19 protein-coding genes are annotated in these 22,411 nt (G+C 58.9%); 8 read left to right on the top strand and 11 right to left on the bottom strand.

Annotation, left to right across the window (positions count from 1 at the left end; genetic code table 11):
- Nucleotides 1–400: 400 nt before the first annotated feature.
- Together AC1RL4_RS14255 and AC1RL4_RS14250 are read left to right on the top strand one after the other, a co-directional pair.
- On the top strand, nucleotides 401–1,984 hold the full coding sequence (locus AC1RL4_RS14255; RefSeq protein WP_018929512.1) for a peptide chain release factor 3: 1,584 nt from the start codon (nucleotides 401–403) through the stop codon (nucleotides 1,982–1,984).
- Nucleotides 1,985–2,277: 293 nt separating this feature from the next.
- Nucleotides 2,278–2,493, top strand: a complete 216-nt coding sequence (locus AC1RL4_RS14250) for a hypothetical protein (RefSeq protein ID WP_018929513.1) — start codon at nucleotides 2,278–2,280, stop codon at nucleotides 2,491–2,493.
- Nucleotides 2,494–2,605: 112 nt separating this feature from the next.
- On the opposite strand, the gene AC1RL4_RS14245 is transcribed toward AC1RL4_RS14250, so the two are convergent.
- The 9 genes from AC1RL4_RS14245 to AC1RL4_RS14205 form a co-directional block, all read right to left on the bottom strand.
- Nucleotides 2,606–3,586 (bottom strand): peptide ABC transporter ATP-binding protein, encoded by a 981-nt coding sequence (locus AC1RL4_RS14245; protein ID WP_018929514.1) that lies wholly within the window; start codon nucleotides 3,584–3,586, stop codon nucleotides 2,606–2,608.
- A complete protein-coding gene (locus AC1RL4_RS14240) occupies nucleotides 3,586–4,554 on the bottom strand; it encodes an ABC transporter ATP-binding protein (protein ID WP_019582426.1) in 969 nt (322 codons plus the stop codon). Before AC1RL4_RS14240 ends, AC1RL4_RS14245 begins: the two co-directional genes overlap by 1 nt.
- Before the next feature lie 10 nt (nucleotides 4,555–4,564).
- Nucleotides 4,565–5,476 (bottom strand): ABC transporter permease subunit, encoded by a 912-nt coding sequence (locus AC1RL4_RS14235; RefSeq protein ID WP_028939886.1) that lies wholly within the window; start codon nucleotides 5,474–5,476, stop codon nucleotides 4,565–4,567.
- A gap of 11 nt (nucleotides 5,477–5,487) precedes the next feature.
- Nucleotides 5,488–6,498 carry an ABC transporter permease subunit gene (locus AC1RL4_RS14230; RefSeq protein WP_018929516.1) on the bottom strand — a complete coding sequence of 337 codons (1,011 nt, stop codon included), beginning with the start codon at nucleotides 6,496–6,498 and terminating at the stop codon, nucleotides 5,488–5,490.
- Nucleotides 6,499–6,571: 73 nt separating this feature from the next.
- Nucleotides 6,572–8,167, bottom strand: coding sequence for an ABC transporter substrate-binding protein (locus AC1RL4_RS14225; RefSeq protein WP_019582424.1), 1,596 nt, complete (start codon nucleotides 8,165–8,167; stop codon nucleotides 6,572–6,574).
- Nucleotides 8,168–8,244: 77 nt separating this feature from the next.
- Nucleotides 8,245–9,663 carry an OprD family porin gene (locus AC1RL4_RS14220; RefSeq protein WP_230173875.1) on the bottom strand — a complete coding sequence of 473 codons (1,419 nt, stop codon included), beginning with the start codon at nucleotides 9,661–9,663 and terminating at the stop codon, nucleotides 8,245–8,247.
- Between the two features lie 172 nt (nucleotides 9,664–9,835).
- Entirely contained in the window at nucleotides 9,836–11,437 is a 1,602-nt protein-coding gene (locus tag AC1RL4_RS14215) for an ABC transporter substrate-binding protein (protein WP_019582422.1), read from the bottom strand.
- A gap of 302 nt (nucleotides 11,438–11,739) precedes the next feature.
- The gene (locus AC1RL4_RS14210; protein WP_230173877.1) at nucleotides 11,740–13,365 is read right to left on the bottom strand and encodes an ABC transporter substrate-binding protein; all 1,626 of its coding nucleotides are present in this window, start codon (nucleotides 13,363–13,365) and stop codon (nucleotides 11,740–11,742) included.
- A 258-nt stretch (nucleotides 13,366–13,623) separates the two neighbouring features.
- Nucleotides 13,624–15,234, bottom strand: a complete 1,611-nt coding sequence (locus AC1RL4_RS14205; protein WP_230173879.1) for an ABC transporter substrate-binding protein — start codon at nucleotides 15,232–15,234, stop codon at nucleotides 13,624–13,626.
- 194 nt (nucleotides 15,235–15,428) lie between these two features.
- Between AC1RL4_RS14205 and AC1RL4_RS14200 the strand changes: the two genes are divergently transcribed.
- Complete coding sequence (locus AC1RL4_RS14200) at nucleotides 15,429–15,779, top strand: NIPSNAP family protein (RefSeq protein ID WP_493119607.1); 351 nt, start codon at nucleotides 15,429–15,431, stop codon at nucleotides 15,777–15,779.
- 260 nt (nucleotides 15,780–16,039) lie between these two features.
- Entirely contained in the window at nucleotides 16,040–16,411 is a 372-nt protein-coding gene (locus AC1RL4_RS14195; RefSeq protein WP_230173883.1) for a DUF6124 family protein, read from the top strand.
- A 123-nt stretch (nucleotides 16,412–16,534) separates the two neighbouring features.
- Here the strand turns inward: AC1RL4_RS14195 and AC1RL4_RS14190 are convergent, their stop codons facing one another.
- The gene (locus AC1RL4_RS14190) at nucleotides 16,535–17,254 is read right to left on the bottom strand and encodes an SIMPL domain-containing protein (protein ID WP_028939882.1); all 720 of its coding nucleotides are present in this window, start codon (nucleotides 17,252–17,254) and stop codon (nucleotides 16,535–16,537) included.
- Between the two features lie 366 nt (nucleotides 17,255–17,620).
- Here AC1RL4_RS14190 and AC1RL4_RS14185 point away from each other — a divergent pair, with 366 nt between their 5' ends.
- The 4 genes from AC1RL4_RS14185 (at nucleotide 17,621) to AC1RL4_RS14170 (ending at nucleotide 22,187) form a co-directional block, all read left to right on the top strand.
- Entirely contained in the window at nucleotides 17,621–18,883 is a 1,263-nt protein-coding gene (locus AC1RL4_RS14185; RefSeq protein WP_019582419.1) for an ATP-binding protein, read from the top strand.
- Nucleotides 18,876–19,436: a response regulator transcription factor gene (locus AC1RL4_RS14180; RefSeq protein WP_007939714.1), complete on the top strand. Its 561-nt coding sequence runs from the start codon at nucleotides 18,876–18,878 to the stop codon at nucleotides 19,434–19,436. The genes AC1RL4_RS14185 and AC1RL4_RS14180 overlap by 8 nt, the downstream gene beginning before the upstream one ends.
- A 96-nt stretch (nucleotides 19,437–19,532) precedes the next feature.
- A complete protein-coding gene (locus AC1RL4_RS14175; protein ID WP_230173885.1) occupies nucleotides 19,533–21,260 on the top strand; it encodes an ABC transporter ATP-binding protein/permease in 1,728 nt (575 codons plus the stop codon).
- A 177-nt stretch (nucleotides 21,261–21,437) separates the two neighbouring features.
- Nucleotides 21,438–22,187: a FadR/GntR family transcriptional regulator gene (locus AC1RL4_RS14170; RefSeq protein ID WP_026331943.1), complete on the top strand. Its 750-nt coding sequence runs from the start codon at nucleotides 21,438–21,440 to the stop codon at nucleotides 22,185–22,187.
- Here AC1RL4_RS14170 and AC1RL4_RS14165 read toward each other — a convergent pair.
- Nucleotides 22,184–22,408, bottom strand: a complete 225-nt coding sequence (locus tag AC1RL4_RS14165; protein WP_019582415.1) for a hypothetical protein — start codon at nucleotides 22,406–22,408, stop codon at nucleotides 22,184–22,186. The two genes, AC1RL4_RS14170 and AC1RL4_RS14165, sit on opposite strands and share 4 nt — an antisense overlap.
- Between the last annotated feature and the right edge of the window lie 3 nt (nucleotides 22,409–22,411).

The raw sequence follows: 22,411 nt of genomic DNA, 5'->3' as shown, positions 1-22,411 counted from the left end.
AGCTCTTCATGCTGATAAAACCGCATGAAATCGAGCCATAAGCGCAGCCTCGTCAGGCTAACTTGCTGATTTTTCAGCCCCTGACGATGGGTCGTAACAGGGGAGTGGACGTCTCCAGCTTTTAAAAGGTTCCATAATCAGCAGCATTTAGCCACCCCGCATCTCGGTTTGCCCCTGTAGCAGCTGCCGAGCCTGCGAGGCTGCGTCCGGCGGCGCAGCCGTCGTCGAGTCGACGCACAGGGGCAGTCTGATGGACCGCAGAGGCTGGTTTTACGACGGCTTTGCCGCCGGACGCAGCCTCGCAGGCTCGGCAGCTGCCACACGGGTGAACGGTGGTCCGTAGATCACTTTTTAAGCTATACTCGCCGCCCTTTTTTGAATCACCGCCAGGCGATTTCCCATGACCAAACAGGCCGCCGAAGTCGCGAAACGCCGCACTTTCGCCATTATTTCCCACCCCGATGCCGGTAAGACCACCATCACCGAGAAGCTCTTGCTGATGGGCAAGGCGATTGCGGTTGCCGGCACGGTGAAATCTCGCAAGTCCGACCGCCATGCCACCTCCGACTGGATGGAAATGGAAAAACAACGGGGTATTTCCATTACCACGTCGGTCATGCAGTTCCCGTATCGCGACCACATGATCAACCTGCTCGACACCCCGGGCCACGAAGACTTCTCCGAAGATACTTACCGCACCCTGACTGCGGTGGACTCGGCATTGATGGTCCTCGACGGCGGTAAGGGTGTAGAACCACGGACCATCGCCCTGATGGACGTCTGCCGTCTGCGTGACACGCCGATCGTCAGCTTCATCAACAAACTGGACCGTGACATCCGCGACCCGATCGAACTGCTCGACGAAATCGAAGCGGTCCTGAAGATCAAGGCCGCGCCGATCACCTGGCCGATCGGTTGCTACCGCGACTTCAAGGGTGTTTATCACCTCGCCGACGACTACATCATCGTCTACACCGCCGGCCACGGTCATGAGCGCACCGAAACCAAAATCATCGAGAAGCTCGATTCCGATGAAGCGCGCGCGCACTTGGGTGACGAGTACGAGCGTTTCATCGAACAGCTGGAACTGGTGCAGGGCGCCTGCCACGAATTCAATCAACAGGAATTCCTCGACGGCCAACTGACCCCGGTATTCTTCGGTACCGCGCTGGGCAACTTCGGTGTCGATCACGTGCTCGACGCTGTGGTCGACTGGGCACCGCAACCACTGGCCCGTGTCGCCAACGAGCGCACCGTCGAGCCGGTGGAAGAGAAGTTCAGTGGCTTCGTGTTCAAGATCCAGGCGAACATGGACCCCAAACACCGCGACCGCATCGCCTTCATGCGCATTTGCTCCGGCAAGTACGAAAAAGGCATGAAGATGCGCCATGTGCGCACCGGCAAGGACGTGCGGATCGGCGACGCGCTGACCTTCTTCTCCTCCGAGCGTGAGCAACTGGAAGAAGCGTTCGCCGGCGACATCATCGGCCTGCACAACCACGGCACCATCCAGATCGGCGACACCTTCACCGAAGGCGAAGCCCTGGGTTTCACCGGCATCCCGCACTTCGCCCCGGAACTGTTCCGTCGCGTACGCCTGCGCGATCCACTGAAATCCAAGCAACTGCGTCAAGGCTTGCAGCAACTGGCCGAAGAAGGCGCCACCCAGGTGTTCTTCCCCGAGCGCAGCAACGACATCATTCTCGGCGCCGTCGGTGTGCTGCAGTTCGATGTGGTCGCCAGCCGTTTGAAAGAGGAATACAAGGTCGAGTGCTCCTACGAGCCGATCACCGTGTATTCCGCGCGCTGGATCGAGTCCGGCGACAAGAAGAAGCTTGAGGAATTCACCAACAAGGCCGTGGAAAACCTCGCCCTCGACGGCGGCGGTCACCTGACCTACCTGGCCCCGACCCGGGTCAACCTGGCACTGATGGAAGAACGCTGGCCGGACGTGAAATTCCGTGCGACGCGTGAGCATCACTAAGCGCTGAGTTACAAACCCCAAAGCCCCGATGCGCGAGTCTCGGGGCTTTTTATTGGCCGGGCTGTGTGCTGCACCGAAGCGACTCGGTTGTCCGGGCGCAACAGGGTTCTTCCTTCCGGGCTCGGCGAGCCCGCATCACTTAGTTGATCTGGTTATAGGCATTATTCGAAACCAATCTCCCTTCTCACGGCATTTCCCGACCTTCGTTAGCGTCCTGTCTGGAGAATCGCGCTAAATTTCTCTCTGCGCCATTCCGGCACCCATGCTTCACCCAAGAAAGGATGGAATCGGCTATGAGCATTATTCAACGCATAGTGTTGCTGCTGAAGGTTTTGGTGATGCTATCCCTCGGCACGTCAGCGGCGTGGGCGGAGTGCACGAACCATGATGAGCAGGCCTGGAGCGGGCAAGGCGTGCACAGCGAGCTGATGCTCGCCGCATCGGAATCGGGTAGCTCGAACGATGACGACTCGACCGACGACCCAGACAGCAACGAAGACGACACTTGAGTCTGAATGACAGGCAAAAGAAAACCCCGTCTGCCTGACTGATGCGCAATCGAGGCAGAAGGGGTTTGGTTAACTCAGCAAAAGCGCGCCCCGGCATCCGGGGCGCGTTTTTTTATGCCGCGCCGTCGAGGAATTGCTCGGCGTAGTGGCAAGCTACCTGGCGGGTGTCGAGCAGGCGCAGGAGCGGTTCTTCGATGGCACAGCGCTCGGTCGCGTACGGGCAACGCTTGTGGAAGGCGCAGCCGGACGGCGGGTTCAACGGGTTTGGCAGTTCGCCGACGATCTTGATTTTCGGCTTGTCCGGATCCGGGTGAATGGTCGGCGTCGCCGACAACAACGCCTGGGTGTACGGGTGCAGGGGACGGGTGTAGATGTCCTCTTTCGGGCCCATTTCCACTGGACGGCCGAGGTACATCACCATCACGTGATCGGCAACGTGGCGTACCACCGCCAGGTTGTGGGAGATGAACACGTAGGCGGTGTTGAACTCTTGCTGCAAATCCATGAACAGGTTGAGTACCTGCGCCTGAATCGACACGTCCAGCGCCGAGGTCGGTTCGTCCGCCACCAGCACTTTCGGTTGCAGCATCATCGCGCGGGCCAGGGCGATCCGTTGGCGCTGACCGCCGGAGAACATGTGCGGATAGCGCTGGTAGTGCTCGGGGCGCAAGCCCACCTGCTTCATCATCGCCTGGACTTTCTCGCGACGTTCGGCGGCGGATAGGTTGGTGTTGATCAATAGCGGTTCAGCCAGTTGATCACCGATTTTCTGCCGTGGATTCAACGACGCGTACGGGCTCTGGAACACCATCTGCACATCTTTGCGCAGTTGCTTGCGCTGAGCCTTGTCGGCGCCGGCGACTTCCTGCCCGGCGATTTTCAATGAGCCGGAGGATGGCTCTTCGATCAACGTCAGGGCACGGGCCAGGGTGGATTTGCCGCAACCGGACTCACCCACGACAGCGAGGGTCTTGCCGGCTTCCAGTTCGAACGACACACCGTTGAGGGCGCGTACGGTCGCATGACCCTTGAACAGGCCGCGAGACACTTCGTAGTGACGGGTCAGGTTGCGGGCGGTAAGTACGACGGCCATTACGCCACCTCCTGGTTCAACGGGTAGAAGCAGCGGGCGAGGCTGTTGCTTTTCTGGTCAAGGGCTGGACGCTGGGTGCGGCAATTGTCTTGCACGTACGGGCAGCGCGGCGACAGCAGGCAACCTTGCGGACGGTCGTAACGACCGGGAACGATGCCCGGTAGCGTCGACAGGCGCGCAGCACCCAGGCTGTGTTCTGGAATGGCCTTGAGCAGCGCTTCGCTGTACGGGTGCGCCGGAATGTCGAACAGTTGTGGCACCTGACCGACTTCAACCGCTTGGCCGGCGTACATCACGCACACGCGCTGGGCGGTTTCGGCCACGACCGCGAGGTCGTGGGTAATCAGCACCAGGCCCATGTTCTGTTCTTTCTGCAGGGCCAGCAGCAGGTCCATGATCTGCGCCTGGATCGTGACGTCGAGCGCGGTGGTCGGTTCGTCGGCGATCAGCAGTTTCGGTTCGCCGGCAATCGCCATGGCGATTGCAACACGCTGGCTCATACCGCCGGAGAGTTGATGCGGGTAGGCATCCATACGGCTGGCGGCGCCTGGGATTTCCACTTTTTCCAGCAGTTCGATGGCGCGAGCGCGGGCTTGCTTGCCGGACATTTTCAGGTGCAGGCGCAGCACTTCTTCGATCTGGAAGCCCACGGTGTAGCTCGGGTTCAGCGCGGTCATCGGGTCCTGGAAGACCATGGCCAGGTCTTTGCCGACGATTTGCCGACGCTGACGGTTGCTGAGCGCGAGCATGTTCTTGCCGTCGAAATTCAGGGCGTCAGCGGTGACGATCCCCGGATGCTCGATCAGGCCCATCAGCGCCATCATGGTCACGGACTTGCCGGAACCCGACTCGCCAACGATGGCCAGCACTTCGCCCTTTTCCACGGTAATGTCGAGACCATCGACCACCGGAACGGCATTGGCGTCGCCGAAGCGAACGTTGAGATTCTTGATTTCTAACAGTGACATTTGAATCTCCTCAGGCGGCGTTCTTGAGTTTCGGGTCCAGCGCATCGCGCAGGCCGTCGCCCATCAAGTTGATTGCCAGCACGCTGAGCAAAATGGTCAAACCAGGCAAGCTCACCACCCACCAGGCGCGTTCGATGTAGTCGCGAGCCGAAGCCAGCATGGTGCCCCATTCAGGGGTTGGCGGTTGTACGCCAAGGCCGAGGAAGCCCAGTGCCGCGGCATCGAGAATCGCCGAGGAGAAACTCAAGGTGGCCTGAACAATCAGCGGCGCCATGCAGTTGGGCAGCACGGTGACGAACATCAGGCGAGGCAGACCGGCACCGGCCAGGCGCGCGGCGGTCACGTAGTCGCGGTTCAATTCGCCCATCACCGCGGCGCGGGTCAGACGAACATAGGACGGCAACGAAACCACGGCGATGGCAATAATGGTGTTGATCAGGCCAGGGCCGAGGATGGCGACAATTGCCACCGCCAGCAGCAGGGACGGCAGGGCCAGCATGATGTCCATCAGACGCATGATGGTCGGGCCGAGCACGCGCGGGAAGAACCCGGCGAACAGTCCCATCAGGATGCCTGGAATCAGCGACATCACCACCGATGACAAGCCGATCAGCAGGGACAGGCGCGAGCCGTGAATCAAACGCGACAGCAGGTCACGACCGAGTTCATCGGTACCCAGCAGGAACTGGATATGCCCGCTTTCCAGCCAGGAGGGCGGGGTCAGCAGGAAGTCGCGGTACTGTTCGCTCGGGTTATGCGGTGCGACCCATGGGGCGAAGATCGCGCAGAAAATCACCAGCAGCATGAACAACAGGCCGGCGACGGCCCCTTTGTTCCTGGAAAACGCATGCCAGAATTCTTTGTAGGGCGACGGATACAGCAGGCTTTGATCGACTGCTACCGGTGTAGTGAGAGTGGTCATGGTCATTGATCTCAGCGCTGATGACGGATGCGTGGGTTGGCAAAGCCGTAGAGGATGTCCACTACGAAGTTGACCAGAATCACCAGGCAGGCGATTAACAGGATGCCGTTCTGCACCACGGGATAGTCCCGTGCGCCAATGGCTTCGATCAGCCATTTGCCGATGCCGGGCCAGGAGAAGATGGTTTCGGTCAGGACCGCGCCGGCCAGCAGCGTGCCGACTTGCAGGCCGACCACCGTCAGTACCGGAATCAGCGCATTGCGCAGACCGTGCACGAATACCACGCGCGATGGCGACAGGCCTTTGGCGCGGGCGGTGCGGATGTAGTCTTCACGCAGCACTTCGAGCATCGACGAACGGGTCATCCGCGCAATCACCGCCAGCGGGATGGTGCCGAGCACGATGGCTGGCAGGATCAGGTGATGCAGGGCATCGAAGAACGCTCCGACGTCATCGGCCAGCAACGTATCGATGAGCATGAAGCCGGTGCGTGGCTCGATGTCGTAGAGCAGGTCGATCCGCCCGGATACCGGGGTCCAGCCCAGGCTCACCGAGAAGAACATGATCAGGATCAGGCCCCACCAGAAGATCGGCATCGAGTATCCCGCCAGGGAGACACCCATTACCCCATGGTCGAACAGGGACCCTCGCTTGAGTGCCGCGATCACCCCGGCCAGAAGGCCCAGGATGCCGGCGAACAACATGGCGGCCGAGGCCAGTTCCAGGGTCGCGGGGAATAGAGAGCTGAACTCGGTCCAGACGCTTTCACGGGTACGCAGGGATTCGCCGAGATCGCCGTGGGCCAGTTTGCCAATGTAATCCAGGTATTGGGCATACAGCGGTTTGTTCAGACCTAGGCGTTCCATTGCCTGAGCATGCATTTCGGGGTCGACCCGACGTTCGCCCATCATCACTTCCACGGGGTCGCCAGGAATCATGCGGATCAACGCGAAAGTCAACAAGGTGATGCCGAAGAACGTGGGGATCAATAACCCCAATCGGCGGGCAATAAAACTAAACATCTTGTGTGGTACCTCATCAGCCGGTTAGGCGTACCCGGCATCGCTGGGGTCAGCGATGCCGGGCGTTTCTTATCTACTTCACCTGGGTGGTGGCGAAGTTGTTAGTGGTGAGGGGGCTAATGTGATAGCCCTCTACGTTGGTGCGCATTGCAGTGAACATGCGGGTGTGCGCCATGCTGATCCATGGCTGGTCCTGATTGAAAACGTCCTGGGCCTGTTCGTAGAGCGCCGTGCGTTCAGCCGGGTTCACTTTGGCCCGTGCTTCGTCGATCAGCGTCTGGAACTTTTTATTGCACCAGCGAGCGTAGTTTTCGCCGTTCTTGGCCGCCTCACAACTGAGCATAGGCGTCAGGAAGTTATCCGGGTCGCCGTTATCGCCTGCCCAACCGGCGGACACCATATCGTGCTCGCCGTTCTTCGCGCGCTTGAGCATTTCGCCCCATTCCATGACACGAATATCGACCTTGATTCCGACCTTGGCCAGATCTGCCTGCATCATTTGTGCGCCGAGCATCGGATTAGGGTTGGTCGGGCCGCCGCCGTTACGGGTGAACAGGGTGAACACGGTACCCTCCGGCACCCCGGCTTCCTTGAGCAGGGCACGAGCCTTGTCGAGGTCGTGAGGCGGGTTGGTCAGTTTATGGTTGTAGCCCAGGAGGGTGTCCGGGTACGGGTTGACCGCCACCGTCGCATTGCCCTTGCCGAACAGCGCGTTGACATAGGCCTCTTTGTCGAACGCGATGTCGATGGCTTTGCGCACCCGCACGTCGCTCATGTATTTGCGGGAGGTGTTCATGGCGACATAGGAGACGGTCATCGCGTTCAGCTCATCAACCTTCAGGTTGGTGTCTTTCTTGATGCTCGGGATGTCATCCGGTTTTGGATACAGCGCGATCTGGCACTCATTGGCCTTGAGCTTTTGCAGGCGCACGTTGTTGTCGGTGGCAATCGCCAGGACCAGAGCATCAGCCGGTGGCTTGCCACGGAAGTAGTCCGGGTTGGCCTTGAAGCGCACCTGGGCGTCCTTGGCGTAACGCTGGAAGATGAAGGGGCCGGTACCGACCGGTTTGTTGTTCAGGTCGCCGGTCTTGTTGGCCTTGAGCAACTGGTCGGCGTATTCGGCCGGGTAGATCGAGGAGAAGGCCATGGCGATGTCTGCCAGGAACGGTGCTTCGCGGCGGGTCAGGGTGAACTTGACCGTGTTGTCGTCGACTTTTTCTACGCTTTTGAGCAGTTCCTTGAAGCCCATGCTCTCAAAGTACGGGAAGCCCACGCTCGACAGCTTGTGCCATGGGTGATTCGGGTCCAGCTGGCGCTGGAAGCTCCAGACCACATCGTCGGCGTTCATGTCGCGGGTCGGCTTGAAGTAATCGGTGGTGTGAAACTTGACGCCTTTGCGCAGGTGGAACGTGTAGGTCAGGCCGTCTTCACTGATGTCCCAGGATTCGGCCAGCGCCGGAATCACTTCAGTGGTGCCGGGCTTGAAGTCCGCCAGGCGATTGAAGATGGTTTCGGCCACTGCGTCGGCTGTGACTGCAGTCGTGTACTGGGCCATATCGAAGCCTTCCGGGCTGGCTTCGGTACAGACCACCAAGGGTTTGGCCGAGACGCCAACAGCGACACTCAGCAATGCGGCAGCGATGGCCGCTCGTAGGGGAAGCATTTTCATCAAGAACCCTCTGCAATCGGTTGAACAGGAAAAAACCGGACGGCCGACTCGTCATGAGTCAGCCGCCGGCGTGCGTTTTACAAAATGTTGAACGGGATGGTGGTCACGAGACGGAACTCGTTGATGCTGCCATCCGCCTGGTTTTCGCTGGCACGGTGCGCGGTGTAGGTTGCGCGAACAGTGGTGGCCTTGAGCGGGCCGCTCTGTACCGCATACGAAGTACCAATGCCGTATTCGTAATGGTGCTCGCCGTCCATCGATTGAACGCTGGAGTAGGCGCCGCCTTTATTGTGAGTACCGTCGATGCCCCAGCCGCGAGCCTGATAGATGTTGAATTTCAGGCCTGGCACACCGTATTCGGCCATGTTCAGGCCGTAGGCGATCTGGAAGGACTTCTCGTTCGGGCCGTTGAAGTCCGAGAGCAGGGAGTTGGCCAGATAGATGCCGTTGGTTTCGTGCAGGTAGTCGAAGTACTCGTTACCGTTCACTTCCTGGTACGAGAAAGTCACGCTGTGGGCCTGGTGGGTCAGGCCGAACGACAGGGAGTAGGTGTCGTTGTCGATTTCGCCGAGCTTGGCTTTACCTTCGTCCACGGTTTTGTAGTAGTTCAGGCCGGTGGTCAGGCTCAGTACCGAGCTGTCGCCCAAGACGTGGCTGGCGCCGAAGTAGTACTGGTTCCACAAGTCTTCAGCCTGGGTGCCCCACAGGCTGGTGGTCAGGCTGGCGAACGGCTGGTAAGTGATACCTGCGGTGTTCACGTGATCGGTTTCCACGACGGTGTCAGCGTATTCGGACCGGAATTTGCGCTGGCTTTCTTCTGTACGCGGCGAGTTGCGATCGAACGTGGCCACGTCGAACGACAGGTTCTCCAGCTCCTCGCTGTGCAGGCTCACACCTTCGAAGCTTGAGGGCAGGGCACGGTTACCGATGACATCGACCATCGGGCTGCTGAAGTTTTGCCGGCCGGCAGTCAGCGTGGTGTTGGAGAAACGTGCCTTGACGTTAGCCAGTCCCAATTTGCTCCACTGACCCTCGGCGTCGCCGCCGTTTTTGGTCAGGGTACGGTTGTTGCCAAGGCCGCCAACGCCATTCAATGGTGCACCACCATTGGCAGACGCAAGGTCCTTACGGTCACGTTCCAACGCGATGGCGTTGTAAGCCGCAACTTCAGTGCTGAAACCGACAGTACCCTCTGTGAAGCCCGAGTTGTACTTGAGGATTGTGCCCTGGACCCAGTTGATACGACGATCAGTGTTGGTCGGTACACCGTTTTTGTTGTACTTGAAATGAGCACCACGTTTGAGTTGCTCATTGGCATACCAGTTACGCGTGCTGCCGGTGATCGACTGCCCTTCGACGAAGCCAGTGGCTTCACTCTGAGCATTTTTCTCATTCACGGTAACCGGCGTAAAAGCCTGGCTCTGGGATTCTGCGTACGCCGTGGCGGTCACGCTGCTGATGGCCAAGGCCAATAACGCGGTGCTGCTCAGTTTCATGTGTGAAGCTCCTTACTTTCTTTTTTTAATGCCGGTCTTTTTTGGTGATCCGGCTATTTGGTTTAGAACTCATTCAGGCTTCGCAAACGTTTGCTGCAGGCCGATTTGACGAATTACGGCAATACGCTTGCGTGAGGGCGGAATCCGCCCCCCAGCGTTTCTGGCTAATTGGTTATTGGTCGATACTGACGCCCGAGAACACGTTGCGACCGAAGGGGCTGACCTTGAACCCTTCGACTTTGGCGCTCAACGGCTGGTTGACCGTCGAGTGGGCGACCGGCGTGATCGGCACCTGCTGCTTGAGGTACTGCTGCGCCTGTTTGTAGAGCACGGTGCGCTGGTCGCGATCGGTGACGACCTTGGCCTGCTTGATCAGCTTGTCGTAAGCCGGATCGCACCACATGGAGTAGTTGTTGCCGCCAATGGCGTCGCAGCTGTACAGCGTGCCGAGCCAGTTGTCCGGGTCGCCGTTGTCACCGGTCCAGCCGATCAGGCTGATGTCGTGCTCGCCGTTCTTGGTGCGCTTGATGTACTCGCCCCATTCGTAGCTGACGATCTTGACCTTGAGGCCGATCTTCGCCCAGTCCGCCTGGAGCATTTCGGCCATCAGTTTGGCGTTGGGGTTGTACGGACGCTGGACCGGCATCGCCCAGAGGGTGATTTCGGTGCCTTCCTTCACGCCGGCAGCCTTGAGCAGTTCCTTGGCTTTTTCCGGGTTGTAGGAGGCGTCCTTTATGGTGTCGTCATAGGACCACTGGGTCGGTGGCATGGCATTGACCGCCAGTTGACCGGCACCTTGATAGACGGCATTGAGAATGCCTTGCTTGTTCACCGCCATGTCCAGCGCCTGGCGCACTTCGAGCTGGTCGAAAGGCTTGTGCCGGACGTTATAGGCGATGTAGCCGAGGTTGAAGCCGGGTTTCTCGATCAGTTGCAGTTTCGGATCATTCTTCAGGGCGGTTACGTCGGCGGGGCGCGGGTGCAGGGTGATCTGGCATTCGTTGGCCTTGAGCTTCTGCACGCGCACCGAGGCGTCGGTGTTGATGGCAAAAATCAGGTTGTCGAGTTTGACCCGGCTCGGGTCCCAGTACTGCTTGTTGCCGCTGTAACGGATGTTGGAGTCTTTCTGGTAGCTCTTGAACACGAACGGCCCGGTGCCGATCGGCTTCTGGTTGATCTCGCTCGGCTTGCCGGCCGCCAGCAACTGGTCGGCGTATTCGGCCGAAAGGATGGCGGCGAAGCTCATGGCGATGTTCTGGATGAACGCGGCATCGACGTTGTTGAGCGTCATCACCACGGTCAGCGGCCCGGTCTTTTCGACCTTGGCAATATTCTTGTTCAGGCTCATCCCGTTGAAATACGGGAACTCGGTCGGATAAGCCTTACGGAACGGGTGCTGCGGATCGAGCATGCGATTAAACGTGAACAGCACGTCGTCGGCGTTGAAATCGCGGGTCGGCGTGAAGTATTTGGTCGTGTGAAATTTCACCCCCTCGCGCAGATGGAACGTGTACTTGAGGCCGTCCTCGGAAATATCCCAGCGGGTTGCCAGGCCTGGCACGACATTGGTGGCGCCTTTTTCAAACTCTGCCAAACGGTTGTACAGCGGCTCGGCGGCGTCGTTATCGGTCGCAGTGGTGTACTGCGCGGTGTCGAAACCGGCGGGGCTGCCTTCGGAGCAGAACACCAGGCTGTTATTGGCGGCCTGGCTGATGGAAGTGGCGGCCAGCAGGCCGGTGCCCAGCAATGCGGATAAAACCAAGGTATGGCGCATGACGCTCCCTCACTTTTTAGTGTTATTCAATGCGCCGCGATCCCGTCCGGGGACGTTGTGGCTGCATTGAGCTCAAACCAATACGGGCAACAAACCGATAGCCCACACAGTCACTGGTCAGAACCCGACGGTAGGTGCCGTGGGTCTGGCAGTAAATGCGCTGAGTCCTAAAGACTCGTAGGAAAAGGCAACGCGTCCTAACCCCTGGCTGCGTCAGACAGCGGATTTGGATGTAGGCAAATTCCTAACTTCTCGGCAGAAAAAAGCAGCGGCGACACTGAAAACGTCGCCGCTGCCTTTTCTTATTTGCTGACGCTGACGCCGTAGAAGGAGTTCAAGCCAAATGGGCTGATCTTGAAGTCCTGCACGTTGGCGCGCATGGGTTGGAACACCGTCGAGTGAGCGATAGGTGTCATTGGAACAGCATCTTTGAGGACGTGTTGCGCCTGTTTGTACAGTTCGGTGCGCTTGGCCTGATCGGTGGTGCGTTTGGCTTCCTTGACGAGGCCATCGAATTTCTTGTCGCACCATTTGGAGAAGTTGTTGCCACTCAGCGAGTCGCAGCCGAACAGCACGTTGAGCCAGTTGTCCGGGTCACCGTTGTCGCCGCTCCAGCCGATGATCATCGCCTGGTTCTCGCCGCCTTTGGAGCGTTTGATGTACTCGCCCCATTCGTAGCTGGTGATCTTCACGTTCAGGCCGATCTTCTTCCAGTCGGACTGCAGCATTTCAGCCATCAGCTTGGCGTTCGGGTTGTACGGACGTTGTACCGGCATCGCCCACAGAACGATTTCGGTGCCTTCCTTGACGCCGGCTTCCTTGAGCAGCTGCTTGGCTTTCTCAGGATCGTACTTGGCATCCTTGATGGTGGTGTCGTAGGACCATTGGGTCGGCGGCATGGCGTTGACGGCCAGTTGGCCTGCGCCCTGATAAACCGAGTCGATGATCTGCGGCTTGTTGACGGCCATGTCCAGCGCCTGACGAACGCGCAGATCGGCCAGCGGGTTCGGTTCGTTGCTGCCCTTGACCTTGTCCATCACGTTGTAGGCGATGTAACCCAGGTTGAAACCAGCCTGCTCAGGCATCTTCAAAGTTTTATCTTCTTTGAGCGCCTTCAGGTCGGCTGGACGCGGGAACAGAGTGATCTGGCACTCGTTCTTCTTCAGCTTCTGGATGCGTACCGACGGGTCGGTGGTGATGGCGAAGATCAGGTTGTCGATCTTCACGTCGTCAGGCTTCCAGTAGTCCTTGTTCCCGGTGTAGCGGATGTTGGAGTCTTTCTGGTAGCTCTTGAACACGAACGGGCCGGTGCCGATCGGTTTCTGGTTGATGTCGGCAGCCTTGCCTTCCTTGAGCAGCTGGGCAGCGTACTCGGCGGACTGGATCGAGGCGAAGCTCATGGCCATGTTCTGGATGAACGCGGCGTCTACATCTTTGAGGGTGAACTTGACGGTATGGTCGTCGACTTTATCGATCTTGGTGATGTTGGTGTCCATCCCCATGTCGGTGAAGTACGGGAATTCGGTCGGGTATGCCTTACGGAACGGGTCATCCTTGTTAATCATGCGATTGAAGGTGAACAGCACGTCGTCGGCGTTGAACTCACGCGTCGGCTTGAAATACGGGGTGGTGTGGAACTTGACGCCTTCACGCAGGTGGAAAGTGTAAGTCAGGCCGTCACTGGAAATATCCCACTTGGTCGCCAGGCCAGGAATCACGGCGGTGCCGCCGCGCTCGAACTGGGTCAGGCGGTTGAACATGGTTTCTGCAGAGGCGTCGAAGTCGGTTCCGGTGGTGTACTGACCTGGGTCGAAACCGGCCGGGCTTCCTTCGGAGCAGAACACCAGGTTAGACGCCGCTTGGGCGAAAGATGCACTGGCTAACAGGCTTGCGCCGACTAAAAACGGAATGACCGCGTGTTTAAGCATGGTGGCCTCATGATTTGTTGTCATTTTTGGAATTAGAGGACGACCTCGTGAGTCGACCTGCGGATACTTATGCAGGGGCCGTACCCAATGCAAGATCCTGAATGGCCACAAGTCCTAAAGAGTGGCACGAACGTACCTTAATGTCGCATATGTATAAATAGTGACGTATTTGACCGTTTGCGCAGGTTTTTTACGGTGCAAAACGTGCACCGATAAGGGGCGACCGGGGCGTTTGACGCACCCGGTTGGAGCCCGGTGTTACTTATTTATACCTACGCCATAGAACGGTGTGAGGCCAAACGGACTGATCTTGAAGTCGGTGACTTCCTTGCGCAGTGGCTGGAACACCGTCGAGTTGGCAATCGGTGTGATAGGTACTTGTTGTTTAAGGATTTGCTGTGCCTGTTGGTACAGTTTGACCCGCTGTTGTTTGTCCGTGGACACCTTGGCTTGCTGCACCAGTTTGTCGTAGGCCGGGTCACACCATTTGGCGTAGTTGCTACCTTTCACCGCAGCGCAGCTGTAGAGCACGCCGAGCCAGTTATCCGGGTCACCGTTGTCGCCGGTCCAGCCGTAGATCATTGCGTCATGCTCACCGTTCTTGGCGCGCTTGATGTATTCGCCCCATTCATAGCTGACGATGTTGGCCTTGATCCCGACTTTCTCCCAATCCTGCTGGATCATCTGTGCCGACATCCGCGCATTGGGGTTGGAGGCGCGCTGCACGGTCATGGCCCACAGATTAATTGTGGTGCCGGGGGCAACCCCTGCTTCTTTCAGTAGCGCGCGGGCTTTGGCCGGGTCGTGCGGGGCGTCCTTGATGCTCGGGTCATACGACCATTGCGCCGGTGGCAAGGCGTTTTGCGCCAGTTGCCCGGCACTCTGGTAAACAGCCTTGATGATCGCCGGCTTGTCGATGGCCATGTCCAGCGCCTGACGCACCTTGAGCTGGTCCAGCGGTGGGTGGGTCACGTTGTAGGCAAGGAAGCCGAGGTTGAAACCGGCTTGCTTGAGCACGGTCAGGTTCGGATCTTTCTCCATCACTTCAATGTCTGCCGGGCGCGGGTAGCCGCTGACCTGGCACTCGCCGGCCTTGAGCTTCTGCAAGCGCACGGCGGCGTCCGGGGTGATCGAGAAAATCAGGTTGTCGAGTTTTACGTCCTCGGGTTTCCAGTAAGCCTTGTTGGCGGCGTAGCGGATCTGCGAGTCCTTCTGATAGCGCTTGAACACGAACGGGCCGGTGCCGACCGGTTTCTGGTTGAGGTCGGCGGCTTTGCCTGCCTTTAACAGTTGGGCGGCGTATTCGGCGGATTGCACCGAGGCGAAGCTCATGGCGAGGTTTTGCACGAACGCGGCGTCGACGTTGTTCAGGCTGAAGCGCACGGTGTGGTCGTCGATCTTGTCGATGCTTTTGATCGTGGTGTTCAGGCCCATGTCGGTGAAGTACGGCGACTCGGCGGGGTAGGCCTTGCGGAAGGCGTTGTCCGGGTCGAGCAGGCGCTGGAAGGTGAACAGCACGTCGTCGGCGTTGAAGTCGCGGGTGGGGGTGAAGTAGTCGGTGGTGTGGAATTTCACGCCGTCGCGCAGGTGGAAGGTGTAGGTGAGGCCGTCCTCGGATACGTCCCATTTTGTTGCCAGGCCGGGTTCGATTTCGGTGCCGCCGCGTTTGAATTGGGTGAGGCGGTTGAAGACGGTTTCGGCGGAGGCATCGAAGTCGGTGCCGCTGGTGTATTGGCTGGGGTCGAAGCCGGCGGGGCTGGCTTCGGAGCAGTAGACCAGGGTGGTGGCGGCTTGGGCGGTTTGTGCGAGTGATGCGGTTGTGGCGAGGGCGAGTGCGAGCAGGAGTGGTTTGACGGTGGTTCTTTCCATGGAGTCCCCGAGGGCTTTGCGGCGATGTTTTCCTGAGGGTAGCGTTGTTGGCGGGGAGGGTGGAAATATCGTTTTTTGAGGGGGACCCCTCTATCTGGGCATAGTTGACCGGGGCGAGGCTTGCCCGCGAAGGCGGCGGATCAGCCAGCATATATCCTTAGACAGGAACTGAAATCCCACAGGGAAGATTTGGAATGACTCGAATTGTTGAAATCCTGATGTACACCTTGAAACCGGGATCAGGATTGGATTTCCATCGAATAATGCGGGAAGTAAGCGTTCCGCTTCACTTAAAGGCGGGTATGGATGTTGTTTCTTATGGCGGCTCTTTGTATGACGATGACAGTTATCACTTAATTCGCTCCTACGAGAGCGAGAATCATCGCCAAGTCTCTCAAGATCTTTTTTACTCAAGTACTGAATGGAAGCAAGGTCCGAGGGCAGACATCATCAGTCGGATTGAAGTAAGCACAACGACCGTTATGACGCTCACTCAAGAGGCGATTGATGCCATCAGAGCTTCCCATAAATCTATCCAGAGCTGATGCTCAATGATCGTTCCCACGCTCCCGCGTGGGAACGCCGCCAGGGACGCTCCGCGCTCCGCTTTTGAATGTTTAATCGATGTGTCAGAGCGCAGACCTTTCCCACGCATCTTTCAGGTTGTCCGTCGGAAGCGGGCTCTCTAGTCTTTGGCTGTCGCTGCGAAATCAGCGACCAGGAGTGGAAACCTGAAATCAGTAGGGCGAAAGCCCTCACGACCATAATGGCAAGTGATGGCTCCAATTGTGATTAGGAGCTGCAAATGGACGATGATAATTCTGATTCGAACTTTAAAAAAACCAACCCAATCGCCGAAGCCTTGCGCGCCGAAGAGCTACTCAAAGACCGCGAAGCGATAAAGCGTGCGCTCGACTACTACCTCGATCCGCCCAAACCTTACGCCGCAAAACCTCGTCGCCCCAGCACGATGTACTTGGTTGCCCCTGACATGGGCACCGAGAGTCTCCTGGCACAAGCCTGCGAGTCATTGGCCTCGGCCAGTGTCCTGGCCAGCGATTTCGCCACGAACCTGATCGGCCCGCAGCGCAATACAGTGTTGGCGATTCAACAGATCATCATGCTGGCGGAATTGGCGGTGAATCGGGCGTTGGATAACGTCGATCCGCAGACTTAAGTCTGAATCACTGCGATGACGTCCGTGCTTTCACCACCAAGATGACGATCACAACCAGATTCTTCTGGTACAAAAAAAGGCGACCACTTCTGTGATCGCCGTTTTCGTGTCCGGGTTATCGCATCAAGGCATCAACACTTCAATCGCCCCATCCGCTGTCATGCTGACCTGGCTGGTGCCGGCTTCAACTTCTGGCGTCACCGGTGCCGAATCCATGCCGGCGGCGGCTTTCATCATCATCGGCCCGCGCATGTACGGTTGTGGATAGCCGTTGCTGTTGAGGTTCAGGTTGACGATTTTGTAGCTCTTGCCGCCCAGGGCGTCGGTGGCCAGTTGGGCGCGGGACTTGAAGGCAGTCACGGCTTCTTTGAGCAGGGCGTCTTCGCTGGCTTTGCGGGTTGGCGTCGCGATGGCGAAGTCCATGCCGCCCATTTTCAGGTCGGTGAGCAATTCGCCGGTGAGTTTGGAGAGGGCGGCGAAGTCCGAGCTTTCCAGGCGCAGTTCGGCGCGTTCACGCCAGCCGGTGATTTTCTGGCCCTTGGTGTCGTAGATCGGGTAGCTGTTGCGGCTGCCCTGACGCAGGGTGATGTCCTTGACCTGCTTGGCCTGGGCCAGTGCCTTGTTCATGGTGGTGCTGACGTCGGCGGCGAGTTTGGCCGGGTCGGTGTTTTGTTCTTCGGTGTAGAGGGTCACGATCATCAGGTCGCGGGCCACTTCCTGGCTGACCTCGGCGCGCAGGGAGATCTGGTTGTAATGCAGTTCGTCGACGGCCAGGGCCGGGAGGCTGGCGGCGGTGCCAATGCTTAAGGCAAGAAGGGCGGCGCTGCGGCGCAATGTGTGCATGAAAAGCTCCTTGGACGATGCGCAGGGGTTAGGGTCCGAACCTGCGTGAAACCATCAGACTCTAGCTTCAATGGTCCGTTTCGCACAGTTACAACTTCTATACAGATGGAATGCTGGTGATCCTGTGGCGAGGGGGCTTGCCCCCGTTCGGCTGCGCAGCAGTCGCCATTCGGCAGATACAGTATGCAGGATCAAAACGCGGTGGCAGGTTTGGGACTGCTTCGCAGTCCAACGGGGGCAAGCCCCCTCGCCACAGGGGCACTCGTCACAAAAGAGCCTGTGGTCGTTTGCCGCACTTTCGCCTCTCATGCCCGTGGCTTGGTTATACTCCGTGCGATCCGCCTGGAGCGCTCATCAGGAGAGCTCATGCTCGCCCCCGTACAATTGACTTCCGCCACTCGCCAGAACCTCTGGCGGCTGACTTTCATCCGGATTCTGGTGCTCGCCGCCCAGGCCGGCTCCGTGGGCCTGGCCTACTGGCTCCAACTGCTGCCGTTGCCGTGGGTGCCACTGGCGATGACCCTGGGCTGTTCGACGCTGTTGTGTGTGTTCACCGCCGTGCGCCTGCGCACTTCGTGGCCGGTTACCGAGCTTGAATACGCCCTGCAACTGGCCTGCGACCTGTTTATCCACAGTGCCTTGTTGTATTTCTCCGGTGGTTCGACCAACCCGTTCGTCTCTTATTACCTGGTGCCGCTGACCATCGCCGCCGTGACGCTGCCGTGGCGCTATTCGGTGATTCTGTCCGGCATCGCTTTGGCGCTGTATACGTTGCTGCTGGCGCGGTTCTATCCGCTGGAAACCTTCCCGATCGCCCGGGAGAACCTGCAGATCTATGGCATGTGGCTGAGCTTCGCCCTGGCGGCGGCGGTCATTACGTTCTTCGCCGCGCGCATGGCGGAAGAGCTGCGCCGTCAGGAAGAGCTGCGTGCCATTCGCCGCGAAGAAGGCCTGCGCGATCAGCAATTACTGGCCGTCGCGACTCAGGCTGCCGGTGCCGCCCATGAACTGGGTACGCCGCTGGCGACCATGAGCGTGTTGCTCAAAGAGATGCAGCAGGATCACCCCGATCCGATGTTGCAGGACGATCTGAAGGTTTTGCAGGATCAGGTCAAGTTGTGCAAGGAAACCTTGCAGCAACTGGTGCGCGCCGCCGAGGCCAACCGTCGTATGGCGGTGGAGATGCAGGATGTCACCGACTGGCTCGACGAAGCGCTCAACCGCTGGCACCTGATGCGTCCTGAGGCCAGTTATCGCTTCCAGCGTCTGGGCCAGGGCACGGTGCCGCGCATGGCGCCGCCGCCGGATTTGACTCAAGCGCTGTTGAACCTGCTGAACAACGCCGCCGATGCCTGCCCTGAAGGCTTGCAAGTGACCCTGGACTGGACCGCCGAAGACCTGACCATCAGCATTCGCGACCATGGCGCCGGTGTGCCACTGGCTATCGCCGAGCAGATCGGCAAACCGTTTTTTACCACCAAGGGCAAAGGTTTCGGCCTGGGCCTGTTTTTGAGCAAGGCCAGCGTGACACGCGCCGGCGGCTCAGTGAAACTCTACAGTCATGAGGAAGGTGGCACGCTCACCGAGCTGCGCCTGCCCCGTGTCGCCCGAGGAGACGAACATGAGTGACGAGATCCAAGTTGAAGGCGAAGAACTGCCGCATTTGCTGCTGGTAGACGATGATGCAACCTTCACCCGCGTGATGGCCCGCGCCATGGCCCGTCGTGGTTTTCGCGTCAGCACCGCAGGTTCCGCCGAAGAGGGCCTGACCATCGCCCAGGCCGATATACCTGATTACGCCGCGCTGGACCTGAAAATGGACGGCGATTCGGGCCTGGTGTTGCTGCCCAAGCTGCTCGAACTCGACCCGGACATGCGCGTGGTGATCCTCACCGGTTACTCGAGCATTGCCACCGCCGTCGAGGCGATCAAGCGCGGCGCCTGCAATTACCTGTGCAAGCCGGCGGATGCCGATGATGTGCTGGCCGCGCTGCTCTCCGAGCACGCCGACCTCGACAGCCTGGTGCCGGAAAACCCGATGTCCGTGGACCGTCTCCAGTGGGAGCACATCCAGCGCGTCCTGACCGAGCACGAAGGCAACATCTCCGCCACCGCCCGTGCCCTGGGCATGCACCGCCGCACGCTGCAGCGCAAACTGCAGAAGCGCCCGGTCCGTCGCTGAACGAGCGCTGAACGGTTATCGCCAGCCCTCGCGATCACACGAGCCGATCATTTATGATCGGTTCTTGTGTGTTCTTTTCTTTATTGAGCCTTATTCATGAATCAGAGCGCTGAATATTCCGCGGTCAACGATGCTGTGCGCGGGCAGTTTTTTCGCAAAGTGTGGGCGATGACCACGCCTTACTGGCACAGCGAAGAGAAGGGCAAGGCCTGGACGCTGTTGATCGCCGTGATCGCGCTGTCGCTGTTCAGCGTGGGGCTTTCGGTGTGGTTCAACACTTGGTACAAGGATTTTTACAACGCCCTGCAACAAAAGGATGAAGCGGCGTTCTGGCGGCTGATTCTGTATTTTTGCGGGATCGCGGCGGTGGCGATTGTCGGCGCAGTGTACCGGCTCTATCTGACCCAGATGCTGACCATTCGCTGGCGGGCCTGGCTCACCGAAAAGCACTTCGCCCGTTGGCTCGAAAACAAGAATTACTACCAGCTGGAGCAGGGCGGTTACACCGATAACCCGGACCAGCGGATTTCCGAAGACCTCAATAAATTCACCACTAACACGTTGGGCCTGGGCCTGGGCTTGATCCGTAACGTCGTCAGCCTGGTGTCGTTCTCGATCATTTTGTGGGGTGTGTCGGGCAGCATCGAAGTATTGGGCTTCACGATTCCCGGCTACATGTTCTGGTGCGCGCTGGTTTATGCCGCCGTCGGCAGCTGGCTGACGCATGTGATTGGTCGTCGCTTGATCGGCCTCAACAACAACCAGCAACGTTTCGAAGCCGACTTGCGTTTCTCCATGGTGCGGGTCCGCGAAAATGCCGAAAGCATTGCGCTGTACAACGGCGAACCCAACGAGAACCGTCGTCTGAGCAGCCGTTTCGGCCTGGTCTGGCATAACTTTTGGGACATCATGAAAGTGTCCAAACGCCTGACTTTTTTCACCTCCGGTTATGCCCAGATCGCAATCATTTTCCCGTTCATGGTCGCGGCACCGCGCTATTTCGCCGGTAAGATCGAGCTCGGTGAACTGATGCAAATCAATTCGGCATTCGGCAACGTGCAGGAGAGTTTCAGCTGGTTCATCACTGCATACCAGGACCTCGCCGAGTGGCGCGCCACCTGTGATCGTCTGCTGAGTTTCCGTCAGGCCATGACCGACAACGAAGAGCGCGCGCCGGCCATCGACGTGCAGAATCAGGGTTCGGCACTACGGGTGCATAACCTTGGTCTTGACCTCGCTGACGGTCGTCATTTGCTGACCAATGCCGACATGACCGTGGAGGAGGGCGAGCGCGTCATGCTCAGCGGTCGTTCCGGCAGCGGCAAATCGACCTTGCTGCGAGCCATGGGGCACCTTTGGCCTACTGGCCACGGCAGCATCCGCCTGCCGACGGCGCATTGTCTGTTCCTGCCGCAAAAGCCCTATCTGCCGATTGGCAGCCTGCGCGAGGCGTTGAGTTATCCACAGCCGGGCGACACCTACCCGCACGAGCGCTACGTCCACGTGCTGGAAACCTGCCGCTTGCCGCACCTGGTTTCGCGTTTGGATGAAGCCAATCACTGGCAGCGCATGCTTTCGCCGGGTGAACAGCAACGCCTGGCCTTCGCCCGTGCGCTGCTGTATGCGCCGCTATGGCTGTACATGGACGAAGCCACCTCGGCGATGGATGAAGAGGATGAAGCGTCGCTGTATCAGGCGTTGATCGATGAGTTGCCGGGGTTGAGCATTGTCAGCGTCGGCCATCGCAGCAGCCTGAAACGTTTCCATCCACGGCATGTGCGCATCGAGAATGGCCACCTGGTGGACCAGGCCGTCACTGCCTGAACACCACTAACCCCTGTGGGAGCGTGGCTTGCCCGCGATGAACGATAATGCGGTCCTTAATCGGAACCGCGTGATGGCCATCGCGGGCAAGCCATGCACCCACAGGTCACCGGTGATCGTACAACCCGCATGCGCTATGATGCGGGTTCAGCCGTTTTTTCGAGACAGATGTTCACCATGGAAAACCCGATTGACGCACCTCGCCTCCCTCGCAAGCGCCGCAGCCTCGCACAGGAATTGGTGACGGTGTTGTCCGAGCAGATCCGCGACGGTCAGCTCAAGCGTGGCGACAAGTTGCCCACCGAGTCGGCGATCATGAATGCCCATGGCGTCAGCCGCACCGTGGTGCGTGAAGCGATCTCCCGTTTGCAGGCCGCAGGACAAGTGGAAACCCGTCACGGCATCGGCACCTTCGTGCTCGACACCCCGAGCCCGAGCGGTTTTCGCATCGACCCGGCGACCGTGGTGACCTTGCGCGATGTATTGGCGATTCTGGAACTGCGCATCAGCCTGGAAGTGGAGTCCGCCGGCCTTGCCGCGCAACGTCGCAGCCCGGAGCAGTTAGCGGCGATGCGTGAGGCGCTGGACGCCTTAAACGAAAGTGCCGCTCACGCCGGCGATGCCGTGGCGTCGGACTTCCAGTTCCACCTGCAAATCGCCCTGGCCACCGGCAACCGCTACTTCACCGACATCATGACCCACCTGGGCACCAGCATCATTCCGCGCACACGCCTCAACTCCGCGCGCCTGGCCCATGACGACCAGCAGCACTACATGAGTCGCCTGAGCCGTGAACACGAAGAGATTTACGATGCGATTGCCCGCCAGGATTCCGATGCAGCGCGGGCGGCGATGCGCTTGCACTTGACCAATAGCCGTGAGCGGCTGCGTCAGGCGCATGAAGAGGCGCAGGCGCAGCGCAGCTAGGCGTATGGATCTTCTACCTCGACCGTTTTGTAATCGACATACTCAACGGAGTTGTTCAGCAATACCTTGAATATCTTCAGGGTGATTTTCCAGTACTGACGGGGCAGTGTTTCAAACTCGACGATGTCGCCTTCGCTTACATGCAGGTCAAAATCTGATGACAGCTCTTGAGCTGCATGTTTGGTTTCGACAGGAAAGTAAAACCTGTGGATTGTGCTCATGAG

The sequence above is a fragment of the Pseudomonas sp. GW822-FHT07A10 genome, from assembly GCF_058798795.1.
The sequence above is the reverse complement of the archived record's forward strand: the minus strand, read 5'-3'. Positions and strand labels throughout refer to the sequence as shown.

What these genes read in the sequence shown, in the direction of transcription:
- AC1RL4_RS14255 (WP_018929512.1), top strand. Translation starts at nt 401, where the DNA reads ATGACCAAACAGGCCGCCGAAGTCGCGAAACGCCGCACTTTCGCCATT.
- AC1RL4_RS14250 (WP_018929513.1), top strand. Translation starts at nt 2,278, where the DNA reads ATGAGCATTATTCAACGCATAGTGTTGCTGCTGAAGGTTTTGGTGATG.
- AC1RL4_RS14245 (WP_018929514.1), bottom strand. Translation starts at nt 3,586, where the DNA reads ATGGCCGTCGTACTTACCGCCCGCAACCTGACCCGTCACTACGAAGTG.
- AC1RL4_RS14240 (WP_019582426.1), bottom strand. Translation starts at nt 4,554, where the DNA reads ATGTCACTGTTAGAAATCAAGAATCTCAACGTTCGCTTCGGCGACGCC.
- AC1RL4_RS14235 (WP_028939886.1), bottom strand. Translation starts at nt 5,476, where the DNA reads ATGACCACTCTCACTACACCGGTAGCAGTCGATCAAAGCCTGCTGTAT.
- AC1RL4_RS14230 (WP_018929516.1), bottom strand. Translation starts at nt 6,498, where the DNA reads ATGTTTAGTTTTATTGCCCGCCGATTGGGGTTATTGATCCCCACGTTC.
- AC1RL4_RS14225 (WP_019582424.1), bottom strand. Translation starts at nt 8,167, where the DNA reads ATGAAAATGCTTCCCCTACGAGCGGCCATCGCTGCCGCATTGCTGAGT.
- AC1RL4_RS14220 (WP_230173875.1), bottom strand. Translation starts at nt 9,663, where the DNA reads ATGAAACTGAGCAGCACCGCGTTATTGGCCTTGGCCATCAGCAGCGTG.
- AC1RL4_RS14215 (WP_019582422.1), bottom strand. Translation starts at nt 11,437, where the DNA reads ATGCGCCATACCTTGGTTTTATCCGCATTGCTGGGCACCGGCCTGCTG.
- AC1RL4_RS14210 (WP_230173877.1), bottom strand. Translation starts at nt 13,365, where the DNA reads ATGCTTAAACACGCGGTCATTCCGTTTTTAGTCGGCGCAAGCCTGTTA.
- AC1RL4_RS14205 (WP_230173879.1), bottom strand. Translation starts at nt 15,234, where the DNA reads ATGGAAAGAACCACCGTCAAACCACTCCTGCTCGCACTCGCCCTCGCC.
- AC1RL4_RS14200 (WP_493119607.1), top strand. Translation starts at nt 15,429, where the DNA reads ATGACTCGAATTGTTGAAATCCTGATGTACACCTTGAAACCGGGATCA.
- AC1RL4_RS14195 (WP_230173883.1), top strand. Translation starts at nt 16,040, where the DNA reads ATGGACGATGATAATTCTGATTCGAACTTTAAAAAAACCAACCCAATC.
- AC1RL4_RS14190 (WP_028939882.1), bottom strand. Translation starts at nt 17,254, where the DNA reads ATGCACACATTGCGCCGCAGCGCCGCCCTTCTTGCCTTAAGCATTGGC.
- AC1RL4_RS14185 (WP_019582419.1), top strand. Translation starts at nt 17,621, where the DNA reads ATGCTCGCCCCCGTACAATTGACTTCCGCCACTCGCCAGAACCTCTGG.
- AC1RL4_RS14180 (WP_007939714.1), top strand. Translation starts at nt 18,876, where the DNA reads ATGAGTGACGAGATCCAAGTTGAAGGCGAAGAACTGCCGCATTTGCTG.
- AC1RL4_RS14175 (WP_230173885.1), top strand. Translation starts at nt 19,533, where the DNA reads ATGAATCAGAGCGCTGAATATTCCGCGGTCAACGATGCTGTGCGCGGG.
- AC1RL4_RS14170 (WP_026331943.1), top strand. Translation starts at nt 21,438, where the DNA reads ATGGAAAACCCGATTGACGCACCTCGCCTCCCTCGCAAGCGCCGCAGC.
- AC1RL4_RS14165 (WP_019582415.1), bottom strand. Translation starts at nt 22,408, where the DNA reads ATGAGCACAATCCACAGGTTTTACTTTCCTGTCGAAACCAAACATGCA.